Raw genomic sequence first — 20,107 nt, forward strand, 5'->3', positions numbered from 1 at the left:
ACAAAAATAGTATAAATGCGCTAAAAATATGGTTTATAATGGGTTTATATTTCAAAAAATGCCGAAGCGTCTTCGGGGATATCTGTGCACAAAATCACATTCGGATTGTGGTGTAATCCCGCAGCTTTCAACATCGTCCACAAGGGTTGGTGGTCTCTGCGGTGCAAATCACAGGAGACAATCGCCACTTTTTTACCGTCTTGAATGAATTGCTCAATATCGCCCGCCGTATACCAAACTGAAAGAAAGGCATCCAACCAAATGCCGTGGCAGTCGGCGTATTTGCTTACAGTTTCCTCGTATTCGCTGCGACGGGAATAGTAAATAAAACCTTGACGATCATAGTGCAATAAATCGGGAACCGACATGTCAAACACAAAATAATTGGTGATGTTGTGGGCTTTTAGCAAGTCCATTAACGGCGCTTGAAGTCCGTCCGCTTTGATATTAAGGGCTAACGTTCCCGAGCATTGGTGTTGGTTATAGATCTCAAAAAAAGTAGCCGCCGGCATACAATTAGCATCAGCCATATCGTGTGAAATCACCAATTGCCCCTCGTAATCCCGAAAGTCGGTTTCTGTTCCGTAATTTTTGGAAAAGGAGCGCACAAACGCAGCTTCGGTATTTTTTTCTTGTGGATCAATCCAATATCCACGGTGGCTGATGATTTCCATGTTTTTCAAATTTCTACAAAGATAAAAATGATAAATTAGCCCACAAGGTTAGCCGAAGTCTTGTCGAAAAAAAGTACTTTTGGCCCATAATTGCTATCGAACAATGTTTCAATCACTCAAAATTTATTTCAAAAACCAACAATTAAAAGGAAAGCTCAAGCAGTCGCAAACCGCATTTACAGTGGTTTTGCCTGATGTGCAAAAAGGGGCTTCCGTATTGATTGTCGACGATAAATTACCGGAATACGACAAAGATTCGGGTTCGAGACGCTTGAATTTAATCATTGATATTCTGTTAGAACAAGGCATTCAAGTCTATTTGATGGCCGATAAAAAAGAATACAAATACGATACAAGTTATTGCACATACTACCAAAATAAAGGCGTTCAAGTCTATTTTCCCAGTATAGATGCCGAAGGCAATTTGGTGACTCGGGAAGGATTTCTAGAACGAATTGTGCCGCAGGTTTCGGCCGTTTGGTTGCACCGCCCGTTGGTATTTGCGAAGTATATTGACCTGGTTCGTTCACTGAATCCCAATGCCAAAGCCTTGTACGATATGGTGGATTTCCACTATTTACGCATGAAACGGGAAGCCGAATTGAAGTCCAATGATTCCAAATTATTGGCAGAAGCCGAACGTTTTTTGAAAATTGAACAAGCCAATTGCGAAGCGGCTGATACAATTATTGTCATTTCTTCTTTGGATAAACAAAATCTAATGCCGTATTACGCCCAAACCCAAAAAATGACGGTAGTGGGTAATATCCATGATTTTATTACGGATACCCGTGGACAATTGTCGTTTTCTGACCGCAAAGACTTGTTGTTTGTAGGGAGTTTTGAGCATGTGCCCAATGTTGATGCCGTACAGTATTTGCGCAAGCACATCATGCCGTTGGTATGGGAGCGTTTGCCTGAGGTAAAAGTCACCGTAATCGGGAGCAATCCCAAACCGGAAGTATTGGCCTTACACGAAAAACGATTCGAAATTCTGGGCTATGTCAACGATTTGTCGGAGGCGTTTTGTACCCACCGATTATTCATTGCGCCGTTGCGTTATGGCGCCGGAATCAAAGGGAAAATTGGGCAGAGTCTTGAGTTCGGACTCCCACTTGTGACGACACCCATTGGAGCAGAAGGTTTTGATTTTGGTAAAGTAGCTGACGCGATGATTGCGGATAGTCCGTCGGAGTTTGCTGAAAAAATCATGGCAGCCTATACCAATGCAACGTTATGGGAATCCATTCGCGAGCAATCCGAAACTACGTTACAACCGTTCTCGCGTAAGGTTTTAACTGACAATATCGTTAAGGCGGTACGTTAGAGTTCGAACACCGTATCCACCCAATTGGAAACTGTGTAGTGGTGGTACATTTCTTCCGTTAAGGGTTCGAACGGCCGTTCCATAAAAGTTTTTATATCAGAAATAGTAGATTCGTTGAGCACCAAAATATTGTTGGGATTATAAAACGGATAGCGCGTCACCGAAGCATTCGAAGTGATGATTTTCCGTTGGTATGCCATGGCTTCAAAAATTCGGAAACTCAATCCGTTTTGTTCCGTGCGGATCAAATCCAAAAACGCTTTCGATTGGAACATCCTGTTTTCAATGGCTTCTAAAAATAAATTGTTTTTAGAATAGACAATTCCCGCATCCAATTCGGCCGGTTCTCTTTTGCCCACACAAATAAAATCCGTCTGAATTCCCTTTTCACGGCAATAAGCCGACACTTGATTCCATAGCGGTAAGCGTTCATCGATAGAGGCAATCATGAAGATGTCTGTGGGGAGTTCGTTAGCTGGAACCAACGGTTTTTTGTTGATATAAATGTAATTGCTTATGAATCGAAACCCGTATTTGTCGGCATCGTCCAGATCAAACGTATAAATCGTGTCGTACAAACCTTTCAACAGGTGGTCGACCGGAAAACGGTTGGTGCTATCGTACAAATAGGCAATGTATTTTTGGGTGTAGCCTTTTATTTTTTCATGGGTTTTCCGACTGATGCGATCGGGGCGGATGACCAAAATTTGATCTTGGGGTCCCAAAGATTCCAAACGGGAAAGCACATATTCTTCCATTTTTACCCGTTTGACATTCACCCCAAAAAAGGCTTTGGAGAAGAAGTTTTTGATTTTTTCAAAACTCGATTTGTAGCGGTAACGAAATTTAGAAATGTCGATATGTTGGGCTTCAATCCCTTTTTGATGCAACGTATCGATGATGTTTTTGTCAAAATCGAAATAGTCAAAACTGATGAGCGTTACTTTCATAATCTAGGATTTTAATACCGCTTCCAACTCTTTGAACATCGCCTCGGCAATCACTTGACGGGTGAAGTTTTTCAGCAAATGCTGGTAACCGTTTTGTACTAATTGTTCTTGCAAGGCCTTATCTTGAAGTAAACGAATGGTCTTTTCTGCAAAGTCGGATGCATTTTCTTTTTCACACAACAATCCTGTTTCGTTTTCCACCACCACTTCTGGGATACCACCGGCGCGAGTCGCTACAATTGGCACATGGCTGGCATAGGCTTCTAAGAGTACACCGCCTGTGGGTTCGAGCTTCGACGTAAACAGAAACAAATCAAATTCTGGAAACAATTCCGGAATATCTGTACGGAAGCCCAAAAAGGCAAAGTAATCGGTTAAATTTTTCTCCCCAACCAAGGCTTTGATATCGGCTTCCAATTCCCCTTTTCCTGCCAAAACAAACTTGACATTGGGCACTTCTTTCACAATCTGTTCCGCGGCATTGACCAAAGTAACGTGATCTTTAAATCCGACAAAAGCGGCAATGTTGCCAATGATGATGGTGTCGTCTGCGAGTCCGAGTTCCCGACGTAAATTTCCGTTGGGTTGGGTACGATGAAATTCGTTCAGGTCGGTCGCGCTGCCCACAATGGACAACCGACTTTTATCTTTTATTGCAGGATTCAAGACATCAATTACGGCTTGGGAAACGCACACGATTTTCTTCAATCCTTTATAATTGTATTTCCATTTGCGGAAGAAATTGGTGTCGACTTTTTTGATCAACGTTCGGAAGAAGACCATGGGCGTTTTCCAACCGTACAACAACGAAGAGAGCACACAAAGCGTGTGGGCCGTACTGTTGTGAATCAAAATCAGGTCGATTTTTTCTTCTTTGATGATTTGGTGAATTTTTTTCATCCACTTTCTGTCGTATTCCGAATGAAAGGGCAGGGTGTGGACATTGTACTGGCGTTCTACCGCTATTTCGTGTAAACGCGTATCGGGTGTGCAGAGCAAGACTTGGTGTTCGACCTTAGCGGCAAACTCTTCATAATAATAAACGATTTGCTGTTCGTGACCGCGCCAAACATTCGAAGCGGTAATTTGTAATAAACGCATAACTAGTCGATTTTACGGTACATCATCCACAATTGCAGGTAACGTTTGAATACGGAAAAGGAGTGGACATACGCCAAGATAAATCCTTCTTTTCCGTCGAATATGCCCAAGCGGAACAAGTACTGCCACAGAAAACGATATAAGGGCCGAATGAAAAAGTGGTAGGCATTCGGACGCTTTTTCTTTTGGTACAAATTCAGCGCTTGCAATTTGCTGTATAAGTTGAGTTTGTCGTTATAATTGTCAAAACTCTTGTAACTGTAATGGTTCAATCGGTTTTTTAAGATGCCCACTTTCCCGTCGCTTTTCACTTCTTCATGGACTAAATTTCCATTGTAGGTTCCGTGGTTTTTGTTGAAAAGACGAATGGCTTTGTCGTTTTGCCAACCCCCGAAACGAATGCGTTTTCCCATAAAATGGAAGGTACGTTTGACGAAGAAGGCATTTTTTTCGCCCGGATTTTGAACGGTGGCCCGAATCTCTTGTTCGAGTTCTGGCGTGATGATTTCGTCCAAATCGAAAAAGACAATCCAATCGTGACTAGCTTGTTCGATGGCAAAATTGCGTTGTTCCGAAAAGTTGGTAAAGGGACGATTGATCACTTTGACTCCCATGGATTGGGCGATGGCTAAGGTTTGGTCCGTACTTTCAGAATCCACAAAAATGATTTCATCTGCGAAATGCAAACTTTCCACATACCGTTTTACATTCGCCTCCTCATTAAAAGAGATTGCCAGGGCGGTAATTTTGGGCGAATGGGTAGTTTCGGACATGAATGCTTAATCTATGTGCGACAAATATACTATTTTTACTGAATTACAATTTTCAAAATTTACGAATGGTGGCCCGACTTCCCATTTTAATGTACCATAATGTAACCCCTTATTTAGCCCAATCCAAAGGCTTAACCATTGCCGCTGAGCGGTTTGAGTCGCAATTAAATTATTTGAAGTCAGCAGGTTATGAAGCTGTGTTTTTGTCTGAATTGGCTCAAACCACTTCATTAAAGGGAAAAAAAGTACTTATTACTTTTGATGATGTCACGGTAAACCAATTAGAATTTGCCGTTCCTCTTTTAGAAAAATACGGCATGAAAGCCCTGTTTTTTGTCCCTTTTGCCTATTTGGGGAAATCGGATTCGTGGAATTATGGCGGTGAAGATCGAGGCGAACCCATCATGACGGCAGAGCAATTGCGTCAATTGAATCCGAAAGTCATCGAACTTGCCCACCATTCTTATAAACACCAACATTTTGCAAAGATGGATGAGGCGGCAATTGCATCCGACTTCAACGCTGCTTTTGAAGTGATTGAAAAAGAAAACCTGAAGGTGTTCCCCGCGATTGCCTATCCTTATGGTAATTATCCCAAAAAGAATCCCGAAAAACAACGTTTCTTTGCGCAAATCGCCGCTCTAGGCATGCAATACGGCCTACGTATAGGAAATAAAGTGAGTCGGTTTCCCTTCACCCAACCTTTCGAAATCAAACGCATTGACATCAAAGGCGAAGATGCCTTGTGGAAGTTTAAGTGGAAATTACGGTTCGGGAAGGTTTTCTAGTGACTAGTGACTAGTGATTAGTAATCAGTTATCAGTACTCAGTAGCTCAGCCTCTCAGAAGCTCAAAAAAAATTATTTCATTTCCCGTTCAAGCAACAGCAACTTCACATACCGTGAAAAAACCCCATAGGCATTGACGCTGGCCAAAGCAAGGCCGGGGATGCCGTCTAAGAAGCCTTTTTTAAGAATGTACGAAGAGAAAAAGCGGTACAAGGGTTTGAACAACAAATGCCAAATCGTGGCTTTTTTTCCTTTTTCTTTGGACATGCCCGCTTGAAACCACGCATAGGAATTCTTTTTGCTGAGGGCATGGAACAAACCTTTGTAGGTGTAATGAATCATGAAGTGTTGCAACTGCCCAATGGTGCCGTTGACTTGGAGTTTTTCATGAACATCGCCGGTGAAATGTACACCGTCATTTTTCACCAAACGGGTCACGCGGTCGACTTTATGGTACAAGAACCGGTTCATGAAATAATGCGGGAAGTTGATTTTGTAGCCCGCATGTTTCGGATTTTCTAGGGTCGAAAGGATTTCCAATTTCAGTTTTGGAGTCACCCGTTCATCCGCATCGACGAATAGAATCCAATCGCCTGTTGCCAAAGCAATCGCGGCGTTTTTTTGGTTGGAAAAATTATCAAATTGACGTTGCAAAACGGTACATCCCAACGATTGGGCGAGTTCGAATGTCCCATCCGTGCTAAACGAATCAATCACAATGATTTGTTGGGCAAAAGCCACTGATCGAACAGCGTCTTCCAAATAGTGAATTTCATTATAAGCGGGGATGATAACAGTAAGCGTTTGCATTCTTTCGGATTAGAAAACAAATTTAATAAAATTAGGTTACCTTTGCACCCATGCAAAAGAATGTTACGGTAGTCTTAACGAATGGCGTCGGCACACGCCCAATTTCCTCCACACTTTGGGGCTATGCGGCCCAAAATTACCGCAATTTTGAAGTTGTTGTATTGCAAGAAAATCCATTCACATTGCCGGATTTGCCTTTGTTTTTTTCTGCAAAAGCATTGGCTTCTGCTGATTTACAAGATTATTTGCAATCATCCACTACCGATTATGTGGTTTTTGCCGATGCCTATGCGATTCCGCGTGTTGATTTTATTGAGAACCACATCAAGAATCGGGAAGAAGGCTTTTACCTCACGGGTTCGCTCTTTTTCATCCAACAAACGGTTTGGGAACAGTTGGAATCCACCGCTATTGAATCGGGGAACTGTTTTGAAAAGCCCTTTTTGGAACAATACGGTACGAATACAGGCATCTCGGTATTTCGTCCGTTGGAGTCGGGGAGTTGGGCCGGTATTTTAGACCAAACCTTGCCCGAATTACCGTTTAATTTTTGCAATAGTTCGCTGTGGAAATCGGATTTTTTGCAATTGGCTACCCAAGGTCAGTGGGATTACCGTTTTCCCCGTGACCGATTTTATACTAACTTAGGGACGTTGAAAAACAAGTCCGTTAAAAATAGCACCTTACTCATGGCACCTGAAAATGATAACAAATTGAAAATTTCAGTCGTGGTTAGTACCTACAACGCTGAAGAATGGTTGGAAAAAGTGCTTATTGGCTACCAATACCAAACCTATCCGCATTTTGAATTGATTATCGCAGACGACGGTTCGCGCCCTTCCACCAAGGAATTGATTGATCGCTACGCCGCGAATTATCCCGTTCCCGTGCGTCATTTGTGGCATGAAGACCAAGGCTACCGCCGTCAGGAGATTTTGAATGTGGCCATTATGGAGGCGGCTTACGAGTACATTATCATGACGGACGGCGATTGCATACCCCGTAAAGATTTTATCGAAATCCATGCGAATGAAGCTGAACGCGGTCGTTTTCTATCCGGTGGTTATTGCAAACTACCCATGAAAACAAGCAAGCACATTTCGGAACAAGACATAATTAACCAAGATTGCTTTAAAGTGAGTTGGTTGAAATCCATTGACAAACTCGGTTTTTCCAATACGTTGAAGTTGGGTGCCAACCCGCTTTTAGCCAAATTATTAGACTTTATTTCTCCCACCACACCGTCATTTAACAACTGCAATTCTTCGGGCTATCGTGAAGACATGATTGCCATTAACGGGTATGACGAGCGCATGAAATACGGCGGACCCGATCGTGAGTTTGGGGAGCGTCTTGAAAATTTTGGTGTGAAAGGAAAACAAATTCGCCACAAAGCCGTAGTATTGCATTTGGATCATCCACGGGGTTACAAAACGCCAGAATCTTTAGCCGCCAACTTGGCAATACGCAAGGAAGTGCGGGACAAAAAAATCAAGTGGACGCCGTTTGGAATAAAAAAATAAACACAGTATGCGCATTTTAGTCACCGGAGCCGCCGGATTTATTGCTTCCCATTTATGTGAACAGCTACACGCTTTAGGGCATGAAGTGTTCGGAGTCGATAACTTCAACGATTACTACAGTCCGGAACTGAAAGCACTGAATGCGGCCGACTTGCAAGCCAAGGGAATCACTATTTTTAAAACTGATTTGAATGGTGATTTGTCGGCGGTTTTTGCACAACCTTACGACTATGTCTATCATTTAGCGGCACAGCCGGGTATTTCGGCAGACACGACCTTAGACGAATACATTATCAATAATATCAAAGCAACGCAAAACCTGTTGGATGCGGTGCTCACTTATGCTCCATCGCTCAAATCTTTTGTCAATATAGCCACGTCATCTGTTTATGGATTGGAAGCTACGGTGGATGAAACTGTCCCGCCACAGCCCGTTTCTTTTTATGGGGTGACCAAATTGGCGGGGGAGCAATTGGTGCTCGGACTCCAACGTACGGGGAAGTTAAATGCTTGTTCGATCCGATTGTACTCGGTTTACGGTCCGCGCGAACGGCCTGAGAAATTGTATACTAAATTGATTGAAAACCTGATTAACGACCAACCGTTTCCACTGTTTGAAGGCAGTTTACGCCACGAGCGCAGTTTTACCTATGTTGGGGATATTGTAGCTGGTTTGGCCGCGATTATTGGTCGGGAAGCCTTGGTCAATGGAGAAATCATCAACTTAGGTACCGATGAGGTCAACACCACTGAAGAAGGTATCAAGGCAGTTGAAGCCATTCTTGGTAAAACTTTAATTGTAGACCACCGTCCTGCCCGCAAAGGCGACCAACAACGTACCGCCGCTGTCATTGACAAAGCCCAACGCTTATTGGAGTATTCGCCTAAAACTTCCTTACGCCAAGGATTAGAAGCGCAAGTAGCGTGGTATAAAGAGAAGTTTGGGGGGTAAACATCGCTACTTTTTATTTTTCAATTGAACAGTTTTCAGGACGTTTTAAGGCGAACTGTTTCATTTTTTGTCGTGGTATTCGATTGGTTATTTTGAAATTTTCTTTTTCAAATACAGTATTATTATTTTTTTTAGTTCATTGAATACAAGGTAGATTTTTTATTGATTAGTTTATTCGTTCTGCCCAGTTTAATTCTTTGGGTAAATCTTGATTTGAAAATTCAATATGAATGACGCGTCGCTTTTTTTGGTTTGTTGTTCTACTCGAACTGTGTAACAGTAAAGGTTTCATGACCATTATACCCCCTTTTTTTACCGGACAAATAGTTTCTGTTTCTTGCGACCAATCAATTGTTTCAGGACGGTATATTTTCTTTGCGTGCGATTTAGGAATAACTTTTAAAGCGCCATTATTTTCATCGGTGTCGTCAAGATGAATACGAATAGTAAAAATGTTTTCTAATAGAGCTATTGGCGGTTGAACAGCATATTGGTTTTGCTTCACGGTCCAAGGTCCAAAGTCGTCTAATTCCACTTTTTTATCTACTGAAATAGTCAAGTCTTGGTGGTAGGAAACGTACCAATTTGAAGTTTCAGGTTTATCAAAATAAATGCTCTTAACCACGAAATAATCCTCACCAAAGAGTTGTCGTACAACATTCTTTAAATTCGCATTAAAAACCAAAGGTTCAATTGCGGGGATTTCTTTTAAAAATTGCCGAATAGCAAATAAGTCCGCTGATTTTCGGAAAGTCGCTTTGTTGCTATCCGCTTGTTCGATAGTTTGTATTAATCGATCTATTTCCGCATCAGAATAGATTGATACAACGGTTGTAAAACCATTTGCTGTAAGGTCGTTTTTATGTTTATCGGAGACAATCATTTCTTAGTTAGATAAAGTTTTTTACTTCGCTAAGTTCATGTAAAGAATACCATTTTTAGAGTTCTCCAAGTAACCAGTTTATGAAGTAGTACTTAAGCGATACTATTTATAAATTCTTCTGCGGACATAACTGGAAGTAAGGCGTTTTTGAAATCTTTTGCATTTCGTGTTAATATGACTGTACATTCAGCATCAACAGCGCAAAAATATTGTAGGGAGTCTTCAAAATCATCAAAGTTTGCGTTGAGCCCTTTTTCAATTATGGTTTCATTAATAGTTGCGATTTCACAGAGCACTTTAAATTTTCTCAACTTATCTTTTGCAACTGAACTTCCTTCAAACTTTGAAATAAAATAGTTAACTGTAGCAAATGAAATGGGAGAAACAACGATTTGAAGCTTTTTTTGATCAGCTAATGTTGCAATTTGAGCAATTGATTGATAAAAAGGTTCTCTTTCACCAAGCAAATCAAGCATTACGTTAGTATCTAAATAAACCCGCTGAATCATTTGTATTTATTCATTAGATAATCGGAATATTCTTTTTTATAATCCAAGTCAGCAGGCATTTTTTTACCCGAACTCAAACTTTTTACAAATGGAGAGATTTCTATTGAATTATCTTTCTTAGAATCGTTTGTTATTGCGTTTAAATAATTTTCTATGATTCTTGATAAACTAACATTTTTTTGAGCAGCATAAATTTTCGCTTTCTCAATTATCTCTTGGTTTAGCTTCAATGTTAATTTAGTATCCATAATAAATATATTATACGTACAAAAATAAAAAATAAATCCGTACAATTTCTATTTTATCGGAATTTAAGTTTTAGCACGAAACCTTTATTAATTGTTTTCTTAAATAGTCAATATGTATCTACCCCACATACCGAGCCAAAAACGCCTGTAATCGCGCGAGATACAAGTCCGGGTGGAGTTCGCGGTACATCGCACTCGGGTCGGCTTCAATCTTTTTTCGCTCTTCATAGGTGAAGGCTGTGTACAATTCGGGTTTCTCTTCCCGCAAATGCACCGAAGTATGTTGAATGCCGTCTTCAAAACTGGCCCAATGTTCTTTGTTGACATAAGGCGAAAAGATCGTAAACGTGGGTTTGTCCAGCGCTTTGGCGATATGCACCGTACCGCCTTCGTTGGCCACCAATCCGTCACACTGCGCCATGAGTTTGATAAAGTCGCGTATCGAAGGCGCATAGATGTCCAAAATGATGCGGTCTTTGTGCTGGCATAACTCGTAAATTTTCATCGCCTCTGCCTTTTGATGGGGCGAATAATTGAAGAGCAAGTACACATCAAACTGGGACGCAATAAAATCACAGACTTGTGCGACATAATCATAGGGCATGGACTTTTGCGGCGTACTGCCCAACACACCCATCACAATCACTTTTTTATCCTTGTATTTGCCCAGCCAATCTTCTTGTTTTTCGGCCTCGGAAAGAAACAATTTAGGTGCATAATCAATCGGCGTGAAGTCGCCCGCATATTCAATCAAATGCACCCGATCTTCGATGGCTTTGCCACAGAACTTGTCCGAAGATTGCAGCGCTTCGGTAGGGTGGGTGTAGTAGTTCCAGTTCCCGAATTTCTTACGTGATTTATGGCCAATGGTCATTTTGGCTCCCGAAAACTTACAGATCAACCGACTCTGGGTTTTGGAATAGGGGTCAAAGATGATGTCGTATTTTTGCTGTCGCACCCAACGGATAAACCGGATGAGGTTGGGTACTTTTTTCAGTTCTTTTTCTTGTATCGGAATGATTTTATCGATATTCGGATTCTGTTCCAAAACGCCTGTGGTAAAGTCGTAAGCCATAAAATGCACTTCGCTATCGGGGTACTTGCGTTTGAAGTTGTTGGCAATCACTGAAGCGATTAAGACATCGCCAATTCGTTTGTTTTGGATGATAAGAATTTTTTGCATAGGATAAAATCTTGGTGCAAAGTACAATTTTTTTATACATTTACCCAACTTAAAACTTGCCTGTGCCAACGATATTGCATCCCGATTACGCCCACCAACAAACTGCTTTGGAAGACTTGGCCGCTCACTTTGAGCAATCGGGTACGTTAATCGTTAAAGGTGCGCGCAATTCGATTAAAACTAACAGGTTAGCCGACGAAACGGTGAGCATTAAATTTTTTAAAACCCCCGGTTTTGTCAAATCCATCATCTATTCGTGGTTCCGTCAGAGTAAGGCAAAACGCTCCTATGATTATGCGTTGTATTTGCAACAGCACGGCATCTTAACTCCGTTTCCTATCGGCTACATCGAAGAACGAAAGGCTTTGGGGTTGTTGGGCGACAGCTATTATTTCTGTCGACATATTGACTACGATTTTACGATTCGCGAACTCATTCACGATCCCTTGTTTCCCAATCGGGTGGCGATTTTGGAGCAGTTCACAGCGTTTACCTATGCCATGCATGAAGCGCAAGTGAACTTTCTCGATCATTCCCCGGGCAATACGTTGATTAAAGATTTGGGTAATGGGCGTTACGACTTCTACTTGATCGACTTGAATCGGATGCGGTTCGAACCCCTGAGTATGCACCAACGCATGGACAATTTCAAGAAAATGTGGTTGTCCAAAACCATGTTGAAAACGGTGGCACAAACCTATGCCCAACTCAGTGGCATTCCTGAGAGCGAACTCTGGCCGGTGTTATGGCAAACGTCCCAAGATTTCAAGCGCAAGATCAATAAGAAGAAGTGGTTGAAGCGGAAGCTGAAAAAGTAGTTTTCAGTCGCAGTCGCAGTGAGCAGAGGTTAGACATTAGTCTTTAGTCTTTAGTCTTTAGTCGTTAGCCATTAGAAGGCATTCAATCAAAACTGTCTTTTCAGTCTGTCGATTTCTCAGAAGCTTAGGAGCTCAGCCTCTCAGAAGCTCAACATATAAAGGTTGAACAGTGGAAAGGTGTAAAAGTGTATTGCGTTCCGTAATGGTAACCCGTATTTCTTTTCTCTTGCCTCTTGCTTCTTTCTTCTTTCTTCTTTCTTCTCACAGTTGCTCAAAATTAAATATCTTTGATACACTTTCACATTTTAAAAGCCACAAAAATTATGAAGTTAGCTTTAGTAACACAAGAACGCCTAATTGGAATTTTTTACTTAGCATTCAGTCTATTTTTCTTGACGATACAAGTAAATGCTACAATTCAATTATCGAAAGAATATATTTCTATGGGTTTTTATCAAGTGAATTCAGCTACTGAAGTTCGTATTTATATTCATGAATTGTTAAAAGGTTTGGTTAACCTCGGAATTTGTGTGGGTAGTTTAGGTTTGCTTTTCAAAAAGCGTTGGGGGTGGCAATTACTTGTTGGGGCTGTAATTTATATGTGTTTTAAAAGTGGATTCCATTTTGTGAAAACGGTGTTTTTAGGAACGGAACCCTTTCAATTCATTCAATTATTTGCGGCCATTTTGTTATTCATTCATTTATTGTTGTTGTTTCGACTAATACAATCGGATTTTCAAGAGCGCTATGCTTTGTCAAAACGACATCTTCTGGGTCCGGTACTTGTAATTGTATTCATCTATCTTTTTCCGCTTGGAATAGAATGGATGCTGTAGTAGTGATCAGTGGGCACTGATCAGTTTTCAGTCGCAGAGAGCAGTACGTATGAGGTGTAAAAGTGGAATAGGTGTAAAAGTGTATTGCGTGCCGAGAAGGTAACCCGCATTTCTTTCTTCTTTTTACCGCAAAGAAGCAAAGTTTACGCAAAGTTCGCGACGTTTTAAGTTTTAAAAGAATTGCGGCCTAAGGCCGACTTAAAAATCTTAATATAAGCGGTAATGATGAAATTTCTTAATCCCTTAATGTTTTTAAAAGTCGGAGTTTTCAGTCGCAGTCGCAGTGGGCAGAAGATAGACATTAGTCTTTAGTCGTTGGACGTTAGAAGTTAATCAATCACCTCTTTCTTTTCAATCCGTCGATTGCTCAGAAGCTCAGGAGCTCAGCCTCTCAGAAGCTCAATTTATATCGGTGTAAAAGTGGAATGGGTGTAAAAGTGTATTGCGTGCCTTGAAGTTGCACCTATTTCTTTTCTCTTTCTTCTTTTCTCTTTTTTCTTTTCTCTTGCCTCTTTCTACTTTTCTCTCAAAGCTTCTCAGCAGCTCAGTCACTCAGCCTCTCAGCAGCTCCTTACCCTAAAACCAGCCTCCCATACGCTTCAGCCGCTTTATGCACTTGTTCGGTCCAGTCGGTGGCGGCATTGTCGTCGGCGCCGTCGGAGATGTATTTGAGGCATAAAAACGGAATCTTTTCTTGTTGGGCGATGTAGGCAAGGGCATAGGCTTCCATGTCGACAATGGTATATAGCGATTCGGCATGCTCCATTTCAAAACTATCTCCTGTACCACACACTGCATGCGGGAGTCCGGCAAAAGGTTCGCCATACTCCAAAACCACAGGCACCCCCGCCAACGGCGTTTCATATAAGGCAAACCCGAGTCCGCGCACATCCATGTCTCTTTGTACAAATTGGGTACAGTGCACCACCGTTCCTTTTGGGAAATGGGTACTACCTACGGTTCCTAAATTGATAATGAGCTTGGGTCGTTGGGTCGCCAAGGCTTTGGTCAGCGCATAGGCCGCTTGCACCTTACCGATACCTGTAAACAATACGTTCTGACCCTCAAAGACATCCGCCGCTTCAGATTCTAACGCAAAACAAAAAAGGATTTCCTGAGGGGAAAAGGAGCGAATCATTGTGGTTATTGTAAATTTTGAATTTTAAATGTTAAATGGTCCCTTGAAAAAGTACATTATTCCTTTAATGGTACTAACCTGAAACCTGAAACTTCTACATAGCTGCTGAGATTCTGAGCCGCTAAGCTTCTAAGCAATTACTAACATGAGTTTTCAAGAATTCAACTAAATCTATAAATTTCTTTTTTTAAACGGTTCTAACTGGAAACATTAAACTTGAAACCTGAAACTTTTATATAGCTGCTGAGATTCTGAGCCGCTAAGCTTCTGAGTATTTCCTAACATGTGTTTTCAAGAATCCAACCCGATCTATAAATTTCTTTTTTAAACGGTTCTAACTTGAAACCTGAAACTTGAAACCTGAAACTTGAAACCTGAAACGCTTTTACACCGCTACATCATACTCGCGCAACGCATCATTCAACGACGTTTTTAAGTCGGTTGAAGGTTTGCGCTTGCCGATGATTAAAGCACAAGGGACTTGGTAACTTCCCGCACCGAATTCTTTAGTATAGCTGCCGGGAATAACCACCGAGCGCGCTGGAACAACACCTTTGTATTCTACAGGTTCGGTTCCCGTAACGTCAATAATTTTTGTAGAAGCGGTCAAACAAACATTAGCACCCAAAACAGCTTCTTTTTCTACACGTACGCCTTCAACTACGATGCAACGCGAACCGATAAAGGCACCGTCTTCGATGATAACAGGAGCGGCTTGCAAGGGTTCTAAAACCCCACCGATACCCACGCCACCACTCAAGTGAACGTCTTTACCGATTTGTGCACAACTCCCTACAGTCGCCCACGTATCGACCATCGTACCTTCATCCACGTAGGCACCGATGTTGACATAACTCGGCATTAAAATCACACCTTTTGAAATGTAAGCTCCGTGACGGGCTACAGCATGCGGTACCACACGAATTCCTTTTTCAGCATAACCACGTTTCAACGGCATTTTGTCGTGGTATTCAAAAATACCCACTTCAAAGGTTTCCATCTTTTGAATCGGGAAGTAGAGCACTACCGCTTTTTTCACCCATTCGTTCACTTGCCAGCCGCCATCAACGGGTTGCGCTACACGTAAGGTACCTGCATCCACTAAGTTGATTACTTCGCGAATGGCGTTTTGCGTTGCTTCCTCTTTTAATAATTCGCGGTTTTCCCACGCGTTTTCTATGGTTTGTTGTAATGCTGTCATGTCTATAAAATTGAATCGCAAAGATAACGGTTTGTTTGTTTTTTAAGGAAGGAAGACCGGATTTTTCCAACGGTAACCGTAGCGTATTTTTTGGTAGGTCCGACCCCAAAACCCTTTTCGTTTGTACTGTCGTTTGCCGACCGACAATTCCCACGGATCCCAGGAATGCAGATGCTGCAAACGGGCTTCCCAAGTTGGATAATGTTTTAAATAATCGCGAATTACCGGACGAAACTCCTTAAAGTACCAGTAATGGTGCAAATAGGATTTCGTTTCATGCAGTTCGCTGGTTTGCAAAGCTTCGGTTACGGCTATTTGTTCCATACTAAACAACGGATAGGCCGCATATAGCACATCCATCAATGCCTCAGCCTTTTGCAATTGGGATAATTGCCGGTTGGTGATTCCAATGCAACCGGAATTCCACACTTCAAATTGGGTATCCAAATGCACGTTTTCGCCACTGGGTAATCGAAACTGCTGTTGGTTCCGCAACAGTTTTTTCATTTTACGGGCAATGCCGCCTTTGTTGGCGTGGAGCGGCCCCTCATTGGCATCCATATAAACGCTGCCTTGGGCAATGGAAGCAAACAAGGGGGAAAGCGATTGCCGTACAATAACATCGGTGTCGAGATAAAGAAAATTTCCGGTATGGGTTTCCAGCATCTGTTGGAGTACCTTAATCTTGACACGGTAGGGATAATTTTGCGGACCTTTCCACCAATGAATTTGGTCGGGAGTGAGTTCGTGAATCACCACCGAATGGGGCAACTGCGCTTTCATCTCCGAAACGGCATCGGTAAAAATATGGATATTGAAATCGGGTTCGGGATGCTGCAGGTAAAGCGAAAGCAGGGACCACACGACTTCGTTGTGATAGTCACTACCGCCAAAAGCGACATAAATCAGGTGATTTTGGTGCATCATAAAACAAAGATAGGATTTCGATCCCGGAAAACAATTGTTAAATTTTTAGTCTTTCGTTAAGGAATATTTTAGAGAGTTCCGTGTATTTTTGGAACAAAATCAACCGTATGAAAACCACCCTTGTTTCTATTGTCTTGTCTGGATTACTGCTTGTTTCTTGTGGAAATAAAGAAGAGCATCCCGCTGCTGAAGCGGCCAAAAATACTCCAGATGTCTCCCATTCACCCAAACGAACGTTGGATTACCAAGGCTATTACAAAGGCGTTTTGCCTTGTGCCGATTGTGAAGGGATTGAAACCGAATTGGCATTGAACGATACGGTGCACTATGTATTGACTACCCGGTATTTAGGGAAGTCAGATGCGCCTTTTGTCACGAAAGGAACTTATGTATGGAATGCAGATGAAACGCACATTCGTCTTAACAACAACGGCGACGGACCCAATGAATATGCGGTTTCTGAAAATCAGCTGACCCAGTTGGATCGTGAGGGAAAACCCATTACCGGGCAATTGGCAACGCGTTATATTTTACAAAAAATGAAAATCGATCAAGCCACAGGCGAAAAGTTGGTGCAATCCACTTCCCACGTGATTGCGTCGGAAGCCCCCGTAAAAGCAGTTACTTATAGCTTGGCGGGTACCACTTGGGTATTGGAATCCTTAGGTGGCAAAGCCGTTGGGAAAACCGCCAAGCCGTATACTTTACAACTCAATTCAAAAGATGGTCGTTTCAGTGCTTATGTGGGATGCAACCGAATTGGGGGCAATTATGTCATGCCCTCAGCGACGGGATTGGCTTTTGTGAATGTAATGGCGACCAAAATGGCGTGTCCGAATAGGAATTCGGAGCAGCAATTTCTTGAAGTGTTAGAAACCGTGGATGCCTATGAAATTAAGCAAAACAAGCTCTTGGTATTCAATAAAACAAAAACTACAGTAGCGGTCTTTTACGGGCAATAATTCGTACTTTTGGCCCATGCCACGACTTTTAGCTATCGATTACGGAATAAAACGCACGGGAATTGCCGTGACGGACGAACTGCAAATTATCGCTTCAGGATTAACCACGGTGGATTCCAAAGAATTGCTCGTGTTTCTCAAGAATTATTTTGCAAAAGAACAGGTAGCAAAAGTGTTGGTAGGCGAACCCAAGCAAATGAATGGGCAACCTTCAGAGAGTGCCCCTTTGGTAGATGCTTTTGTGCTCGCCTTTCAGCAGCAGTTTCCTGAAATTCCTGTTGAGCGGGTTGACGAACGCTTTACGTCTAAAATGGCCTTTAAAACCATGATTGATAGCGGATTAAAAAAGAAACAACGGCAGAACAAAGGCTTGATTGACGAGATCGCCGCTACGATATTGTTGCAGGATTACCTTTCCCGCAAAATGATATAAATCCTTCCAAAAAGGAGAAAAAAGTGCTACTTTTGCCCCGTAAATAAAAAACAAACGCATGATTTTACCCATTGTAGGTTACGGCGATCCGGTATTGCGCAAAGTAGGTGAGGACATCACCCCGGAATATCCCCAGTTAAAGGAATTGATTGACAACATGTACGATACCATGTACAATGCGTACGGAGTCGGATTGGCGGCACCGCAAATTGGCTTGGCGATTCGCTTGTTTGTGATTGATACCGAACCGTTTTCGGATGGTGATGACATCAGCGCGGAGGAAAAGGCGCAATTGAAAGTATTCAAGAAAACCTTTATCAATGCGAAGATTTTGAAAGAAGAAGGTGAAGAATGGGGTTTTAACGAAGGTTGCTTGAGTATCCCGGATGTGCGTGAAGACGTGTACCGCAACGAACGCGTTACCATTGAATATTGCGACGAAAACTTTGTGAAGCATACGGAAGTGTACGACGGATTGATTGCCCGTGTGATTCAGCACGAGTACGATCATATCGAAGGGATTTTGTTTACAGACAAGATTTCTACCTTAAAACGTACCCTCATCAAGAAAAAGCTACAGAACATCATGGATGGCAAAGCCCGTCCGGATTATCGTATGAGATTTTATAACAAAAAAGGTCGTTAATTCGAACAAATAAATATATTTGCGACCGAAAAATACAATTCCAAATGAAAATTGACAGAATATTAGCCATTTCGGGAAAACCCGGATTGTTTGAATTGAAAATGCAAACCCGTACAGGCTTTGTAGCAGAATCCTTGTTAGATGGTAAAAAAATCACGGTAGGATTGCGCAGTAACGTAAGTTTATTGTCGGAAATCTCCATGTACACCTACACTGAGGAAAAACCGTTGGTCGAAGTAATGCGTGCTATCGCTATAAAAGAAAACGAAGGTCCTGCTTTATCCCACAAAGAAGACAATGCAAAATTAGTGGCGTATTTTGAAGAGGTTTTACCGGATTACGATCAAGACCGTGTGTATGCTTCGGATATCAAAAAAGTATTGAACTGGTACAATATTTTGCAAGCAAAAGGTATGGTTTCTAAGGAAGAGCCAACTGTTGAAAACGCAGAAGAAATCAAAGAACAAGTGGTAGAAGAGGTGAAAGCCAAAAAGAAAACCACCAAGAAAAGCGAATAAAAATTCACTAAACTAACCAAATATCTGGAGTCCCGATCGTATTTACGGTCGGGATTTCTTATTTTTACCCAAAACGATTACGATGAATACCCGCGAAGCACAACTGCAAGCCTTCAACCGATTGCTCGATATTATGGACGATTTACGGGAAAAATGCCCGTGGGATAAAAAGCAAACGCTGCAATCCCTGCGGCATTTGACTATTGAAGAGACCTACGAACTCGGAGATGCCATTTTGGACAACAACCTCGAAGAAGTGAAGAAAGAGTTGGGCGACCTACTCTTGCATATTGTTTTTTATGCGAAAATTGGCAGCGAAACCCAATCGTTTGATATAGCGGATGTGGCCAACGAAATCTGTGACAAGCTCATCCACCGTCATCCGCATATTTACGGCGATGTGGAAGTCGCCGATGAAGAGGAAGTCAAACGCAATTGGGAAAAGTTGAAGTTGAAAGAAGGCAAGAAATCCGTGCTGGAAGGTGTGCCCAAAGGATTGCCCGCTATGGTTAAAGCAAGCAGGATACAGGACAAGGCCAAAGGTGTAGGCTTCGATTGGGAACAACCCGAACAAGTTTGGGAGAAAGTCCAAGAGGAATTGCAAGAATTGCAGGAGGAAGTCGCAACAGGCGATCAGGACCGCATCGAATCGGAGTTTGGGGATGTACTTTTCTCCATGATTAATTACGCCCGCTTTTTAAATGTAAATCTCGAAGACGCCTTGGAGCGCACGAATAAAAAATTCATTCACCGTTTTCAATACCTCGAGTCCAAAGTCAACGCCATGGGAAAATCCCTTGCCGATATGACCTTGGCGGAAATGGATGTGTATTGGAATGAGGCGAAGAAGATTTGATGATTTGATGATTTGAAAATTTGATGATTTGAAAATTTGATGATTTGAAAA

At 42.0% G+C, this 20,107-nt stretch carries 23 protein-coding genes; 11 read left to right on the forward strand and 12 right to left on the reverse strand.

Going from position 1 to position 20,107, the window contains the following annotated elements; genetic code table 11:
* Positions 1 to 44: 44 nt before the first annotated feature.
* Positions 45 to 674, reverse strand: a complete 630-nt coding sequence (locus tag OLM45_RS07855; protein WP_264509450.1) for a hypothetical protein — start codon at positions 672 to 674, stop codon at positions 45 to 47.
* A gap of 103 nt (positions 675 to 777) precedes the next feature.
* Here OLM45_RS07855 and OLM45_RS07860 point away from each other — a divergent pair, with 103 nt between their 5' ends.
* On the forward strand, positions 778 to 2,001 hold the full coding sequence (locus OLM45_RS07860; protein ID WP_264509451.1) for a glycosyltransferase: 1,224 nt from the start codon (positions 778 to 780) through the stop codon (positions 1,999 to 2,001).
* Here the strand turns inward: OLM45_RS07860 and OLM45_RS07865 are convergent.
* Genes OLM45_RS07865 through OLM45_RS07875 form a run of 3 tightly spaced genes read right to left on the reverse strand, consistent with a single transcriptional unit; the run spans position 1,998 to position 4,825 of the window.
* Entirely contained in the window at positions 1,998 to 2,951 is a 954-nt protein-coding gene (locus OLM45_RS07865) for a hypothetical protein (RefSeq protein ID WP_264509452.1), read from the reverse strand. The two genes, OLM45_RS07860 and OLM45_RS07865, sit on opposite strands and share 4 nt — an antisense overlap.
* 3 nt (positions 2,952 to 2,954) lie before the next feature.
* Positions 2,955 to 4,052 (reverse strand): glycosyltransferase family 4 protein, encoded by a 1,098-nt coding sequence (locus OLM45_RS07870; RefSeq protein WP_129460940.1) that lies wholly within the window; start codon positions 4,050 to 4,052, stop codon positions 2,955 to 2,957.
* A 2-nt stretch (positions 4,053 to 4,054) separates the two neighbouring features.
* On the reverse strand, positions 4,055 to 4,825 hold the full coding sequence (locus tag OLM45_RS07875; RefSeq protein ID WP_264509453.1) for a glycosyltransferase family 2 protein: 771 nt from the start codon (positions 4,823 to 4,825) through the stop codon (positions 4,055 to 4,057).
* 65 nt (positions 4,826 to 4,890) lie between these two features.
* Between OLM45_RS07875 and OLM45_RS07880 the strand changes: the two genes are divergently transcribed.
* A complete protein-coding gene (locus OLM45_RS07880; protein WP_264509454.1) occupies positions 4,891 to 5,613 on the forward strand; it encodes a polysaccharide deacetylase family protein in 723 nt (240 codons plus the stop codon).
* A 72-nt stretch (positions 5,614 to 5,685) separates the two neighbouring features.
* Here the strand turns inward: OLM45_RS07880 and OLM45_RS07885 are convergent, their stop codons facing one another.
* Positions 5,686 to 6,423, reverse strand: a complete 738-nt coding sequence (locus OLM45_RS07885) for a glycosyltransferase family 2 protein (RefSeq protein ID WP_264509455.1) — start codon at positions 6,421 to 6,423, stop codon at positions 5,686 to 5,688.
* Between the two features lie 50 nt (positions 6,424 to 6,473).
* On the opposite strand from OLM45_RS07885, the gene OLM45_RS13235 reads away from it, so the two are divergent.
* Together OLM45_RS13235 and OLM45_RS07895 are read left to right on the forward strand one after the other, a co-directional pair.
* Positions 6,474 to 7,946, forward strand: coding sequence for a glycosyltransferase (locus OLM45_RS13235; RefSeq protein WP_319799967.1), 1,473 nt, complete (start codon positions 6,474 to 6,476; stop codon positions 7,944 to 7,946).
* Between the two features lie 7 nt (positions 7,947 to 7,953).
* On the forward strand, positions 7,954 to 8,898 hold the full coding sequence (locus tag OLM45_RS07895) for an NAD-dependent epimerase/dehydratase family protein (protein ID WP_264509456.1): 945 nt from the start codon (positions 7,954 to 7,956) through the stop codon (positions 8,896 to 8,898).
* Between the two features lie 166 nt (positions 8,899 to 9,064).
* Here OLM45_RS07895 and OLM45_RS07900 read toward each other — a convergent pair whose 3' ends face one another.
* From OLM45_RS07900 to OLM45_RS07915, 4 genes are all read right to left on the reverse strand, one after another.
* On the reverse strand, positions 9,065 to 9,781 hold the full coding sequence (locus OLM45_RS07900; RefSeq protein WP_264509457.1) for a phytanoyl-CoA dioxygenase family protein: 717 nt from the start codon (positions 9,779 to 9,781) through the stop codon (positions 9,065 to 9,067).
* A gap of 92 nt (positions 9,782 to 9,873) precedes the next feature.
* Complete coding sequence (locus OLM45_RS07905) at positions 9,874 to 10,290, reverse strand: type II toxin-antitoxin system VapC family toxin (protein WP_264509458.1); 417 nt, start codon at positions 10,288 to 10,290, stop codon at positions 9,874 to 9,876.
* A complete protein-coding gene (locus OLM45_RS07910) occupies positions 10,287 to 10,538 on the reverse strand; it encodes a DUF6364 family protein (RefSeq protein ID WP_264509459.1) in 252 nt (83 codons plus the stop codon). The genes OLM45_RS07905 and OLM45_RS07910 overlap by 4 nt, the downstream gene beginning before the upstream one ends.
* 118 nt (positions 10,539 to 10,656) lie before the next feature.
* The gene (locus tag OLM45_RS07915) at positions 10,657 to 11,721 is read right to left on the reverse strand and encodes a glycosyltransferase family 9 protein (RefSeq protein ID WP_264509460.1); all 1,065 of its coding nucleotides are present in this window, start codon (positions 11,719 to 11,721) and stop codon (positions 10,657 to 10,659) included.
* Positions 11,722 to 11,783: 62 nt separating this feature from the next.
* On the opposite strand from OLM45_RS07915, the gene OLM45_RS07920 reads away from it, so the two are divergent.
* Together OLM45_RS07920 and OLM45_RS07925 are read left to right on the forward strand one after the other, a co-directional pair.
* Positions 11,784 to 12,539: a lipopolysaccharide kinase gene (locus OLM45_RS07920; protein ID WP_264509461.1), complete on the forward strand. Its 756-nt coding sequence runs from the start codon at positions 11,784 to 11,786 to the stop codon at positions 12,537 to 12,539.
* Positions 12,540 to 12,862: 323 nt separating this feature from the next.
* Positions 12,863 to 13,375 (forward strand): hypothetical protein, encoded by a 513-nt coding sequence (locus OLM45_RS07925; RefSeq protein WP_264509462.1) that lies wholly within the window; start codon positions 12,863 to 12,865, stop codon positions 13,373 to 13,375.
* 571 nt (positions 13,376 to 13,946) lie between these two features.
* Here the strand turns inward: OLM45_RS07925 and OLM45_RS07930 are convergent.
* The 3 genes from OLM45_RS07930 to OLM45_RS07940 all read right to left on the reverse strand — a co-directional run bounded on the left by OLM45_RS07930 (position 13,947) and on the right by OLM45_RS07940 (position 16,641).
* Positions 13,947 to 14,513: a nucleosidase gene (locus tag OLM45_RS07930; RefSeq protein WP_264509463.1), complete on the reverse strand. Its 567-nt coding sequence runs from the start codon at positions 14,511 to 14,513 to the stop codon at positions 13,947 to 13,949.
* Between the two features lie 385 nt (positions 14,514 to 14,898).
* A complete protein-coding gene (locus tag OLM45_RS07935; RefSeq protein ID WP_129460954.1) occupies positions 14,899 to 15,714 on the reverse strand; it encodes a 2,3,4,5-tetrahydropyridine-2,6-dicarboxylate N-succinyltransferase in 816 nt (271 codons plus the stop codon).
* 42 nt (positions 15,715 to 15,756) lie between these two features.
* Positions 15,757 to 16,641 (reverse strand): hypothetical protein, encoded by an 885-nt coding sequence (locus tag OLM45_RS07940; RefSeq protein WP_264509464.1) that lies wholly within the window; start codon positions 16,639 to 16,641, stop codon positions 15,757 to 15,759.
* 107 nt (positions 16,642 to 16,748) lie between these two features.
* Between OLM45_RS07940 and OLM45_RS07945 the strand changes: the two genes are divergently transcribed.
* From OLM45_RS07945 to mazG, 5 genes are all read left to right on the forward strand, one after another.
* Positions 16,749 to 17,603, forward strand: coding sequence for a copper resistance protein NlpE N-terminal domain-containing protein (locus OLM45_RS07945; protein WP_264509465.1), 855 nt, complete (start codon positions 16,749 to 16,751; stop codon positions 17,601 to 17,603).
* Positions 17,604 to 17,619: 16 nt separating this feature from the next.
* Positions 17,620 to 18,036, forward strand: a complete 417-nt coding sequence (ruvX, locus tag OLM45_RS07950) for a Holliday junction resolvase RuvX (protein ID WP_264509466.1) — start codon at positions 17,620 to 17,622, stop codon at positions 18,034 to 18,036.
* 58 nt (positions 18,037 to 18,094) lie between these two features.
* Positions 18,095 to 18,682: a peptide deformylase gene (def, locus tag OLM45_RS07955; protein ID WP_129460958.1), complete on the forward strand. Its 588-nt coding sequence runs from the start codon at positions 18,095 to 18,097 to the stop codon at positions 18,680 to 18,682.
* A 44-nt stretch (positions 18,683 to 18,726) separates the two neighbouring features.
* On the forward strand, positions 18,727 to 19,200 hold the full coding sequence (locus OLM45_RS07960; protein ID WP_264509467.1) for a DUF5606 domain-containing protein: 474 nt from the start codon (positions 18,727 to 18,729) through the stop codon (positions 19,198 to 19,200).
* Between the two features lie 82 nt (positions 19,201 to 19,282).
* A complete protein-coding gene (gene mazG / locus OLM45_RS07965; protein WP_264509468.1) occupies positions 19,283 to 20,056 on the forward strand; it encodes a nucleoside triphosphate pyrophosphohydrolase in 774 nt (257 codons plus the stop codon).
* Positions 20,057 to 20,107: the final 51 nt, after the last annotated feature.

Source organism: Flavobacterium sp. N1719 (assembly GCF_025947045.1).
In the GTDB taxonomy this organism is placed as follows: Bacteria; Bacteroidota; Bacteroidia; order Flavobacteriales; family Flavobacteriaceae; genus Flavobacterium; species Flavobacterium stagni.

What these genes read in the sequence shown, in the direction of transcription:
- OLM45_RS07855 (WP_264509450.1), bottom strand. Translation starts at nt 674, where the DNA reads ATGGAAATCATCAGCCACCGTGGATATTGGATTGATCCACAAGAAAAA.
- OLM45_RS07860 (WP_264509451.1), top strand. Translation starts at nt 778, where the DNA reads ATGTTTCAATCACTCAAAATTTATTTCAAAAACCAACAATTAAAAGGA.
- OLM45_RS07865 (WP_264509452.1), bottom strand. Translation starts at nt 2,951, where the DNA reads ATGAAAGTAACGCTCATCAGTTTTGACTATTTCGATTTTGACAAAAAC.
- OLM45_RS07870 (WP_129460940.1), bottom strand. Translation starts at nt 4,052, where the DNA reads ATGCGTTTATTACAAATTACCGCTTCGAATGTTTGGCGCGGTCACGAA.
- OLM45_RS07875 (WP_264509453.1), bottom strand. Translation starts at nt 4,825, where the DNA reads ATGTCCGAAACTACCCATTCGCCCAAAATTACCGCCCTGGCAATCTCT.
- OLM45_RS07880 (WP_264509454.1), top strand. Translation starts at nt 4,891, where the DNA reads ATGGTGGCCCGACTTCCCATTTTAATGTACCATAATGTAACCCCTTAT.
- OLM45_RS07885 (WP_264509455.1), bottom strand. Translation starts at nt 6,423, where the DNA reads ATGCAAACGCTTACTGTTATCATCCCCGCTTATAATGAAATTCACTAT.
- OLM45_RS13235 (WP_319799967.1), top strand. Translation starts at nt 6,474, where the DNA reads ATGCAAAAGAATGTTACGGTAGTCTTAACGAATGGCGTCGGCACACGC.
- OLM45_RS07895 (WP_264509456.1), top strand. Translation starts at nt 7,954, where the DNA reads ATGCGCATTTTAGTCACCGGAGCCGCCGGATTTATTGCTTCCCATTTA.
- OLM45_RS07900 (WP_264509457.1), bottom strand. Translation starts at nt 9,781, where the DNA reads ATGATTGTCTCCGATAAACATAAAAACGACCTTACAGCAAATGGTTTT.
- OLM45_RS07905 (WP_264509458.1), bottom strand. Translation starts at nt 10,290, where the DNA reads ATGATTCAGCGGGTTTATTTAGATACTAACGTAATGCTTGATTTGCTT.
- OLM45_RS07910 (WP_264509459.1), bottom strand. Translation starts at nt 10,538, where the DNA reads ATGGATACTAAATTAACATTGAAGCTAAACCAAGAGATAATTGAGAAA.
- OLM45_RS07915 (WP_264509460.1), bottom strand. Translation starts at nt 11,721, where the DNA reads ATGCAAAAAATTCTTATCATCCAAAACAAACGAATTGGCGATGTCTTA.
- OLM45_RS07925 (WP_264509462.1), top strand. Translation starts at nt 12,863, where the DNA reads ATGAAGTTAGCTTTAGTAACACAAGAACGCCTAATTGGAATTTTTTAC.
- OLM45_RS07930 (WP_264509463.1), bottom strand. Translation starts at nt 14,513, where the DNA reads ATGATTCGCTCCTTTTCCCCTCAGGAAATCCTTTTTTGTTTTGCGTTA.
- OLM45_RS07935 (WP_129460954.1), bottom strand. Translation starts at nt 15,714, where the DNA reads ATGACAGCATTACAACAAACCATAGAAAACGCGTGGGAAAACCGCGAA.
- OLM45_RS07940 (WP_264509464.1), bottom strand. Translation starts at nt 16,641, where the DNA reads ATGATGCACCAAAATCACCTGATTTATGTCGCTTTTGGCGGTAGTGAC.
- OLM45_RS07945 (WP_264509465.1), top strand. Translation starts at nt 16,749, where the DNA reads ATGAAAACCACCCTTGTTTCTATTGTCTTGTCTGGATTACTGCTTGTT.
- ruvX (WP_264509466.1), top strand. Translation starts at nt 17,620, where the DNA reads ATGCCACGACTTTTAGCTATCGATTACGGAATAAAACGCACGGGAATT.
- def (WP_129460958.1), top strand. Translation starts at nt 18,095, where the DNA reads ATGATTTTACCCATTGTAGGTTACGGCGATCCGGTATTGCGCAAAGTA.
- OLM45_RS07960 (WP_264509467.1), top strand. Translation starts at nt 18,727, where the DNA reads ATGAAAATTGACAGAATATTAGCCATTTCGGGAAAACCCGGATTGTTT.
- mazG (WP_264509468.1), top strand. Translation starts at nt 19,283, where the DNA reads ATGAATACCCGCGAAGCACAACTGCAAGCCTTCAACCGATTGCTCGAT.